Raw genomic sequence first — 230 nt, 5'->3', positions numbered from 1 at the left:
TCGTGACCCACTGCGCCGCACCGGCATCCCGGACGGAGGGGGTCGCGTGAAGCTGTACACCGACGAGGGGTCCCGGCGCGCCGTCGCGACCGACCGCTCCGGCCACCTGCCGGCGACGTTGCCCGCCGGGGTCGTGCGCGCGGCCACCGTCGACGACGTCGTCGAGACCCTCCGCTGGGCCACCGAGCACCAGGTCCAGACCGAGGACGGCGTCGCGGGTCACGCCGTAC

At 75.7% G+C, this 230-nt stretch carries 1 pseudogene; it reads left to right on the top strand.

The features are described from left to right. Nucleotides 1–46: 46 nt before the first annotated feature. Nucleotides 47–230 (top strand): annotated as a pseudogene (locus AC0I8G_RS26350) (FAD-binding oxidoreductase); the annotation flags it as partial.

The sequence above is a fragment of the Kineococcus sp. AC630 genome, assembly GCF_979255925.1.
This window is presented reverse-complemented; position numbering and strand designations above follow the sequence as displayed.